The 352-nt window shown below is 62.8% G+C and carries 1 pseudogene; it reads left to right on the top strand.

The annotated features are described in order from the left end of the window. A pseudogene (locus SB822_RS55570) lies at positions 1-318 on the top strand (excinuclease ABC subunit A); the annotation flags it as partial. Between the last annotated feature and the right edge of the window lie 34 nt (positions 319-352).

Below are 352 nucleotides of genomic sequence, written 5' to 3'. Positions count from 1 at the left end.
ATCAAGCTAGCGACCGAGCTGCAACGGGCCCAACGCGGCGACACGCTATACATCCTGGACGAGCCTACGACTGGCCTTCATCCCGCCGACGTCGATCGGCTAATGGTGCAATTGCAAGGACTTGTCGATGCGGGCAACACGGTCGTCGCGGTCGAGCACGATATGCGAGTGGCCGCACAAAGCGACTGGGTCATCGACGTGGGCCCAGGGGCGGGAGACGCTGGCGGAACGATCGTGGTGAGCGGAAGACCCGCTGAAGTCGCGCGCAAAAAGGAGAGCCGCACCGCTGCGTATATCAGGGAACAGCTGGCGGCCTGATTCGGCGGCGCGGCTATTCGAATAACCTCGATCG

Origin of the sequence: Paraburkholderia sp. SIMBA_054 (genome assembly GCF_046534875.1) — a bacterium.
GTDB classification, from domain to species: Bacteria; Pseudomonadota; Gammaproteobacteria; order Burkholderiales; family Burkholderiaceae; genus Paraburkholderia; species Paraburkholderia hospita.
This window is presented reverse-complemented; position numbering and strand designations above follow the sequence as displayed.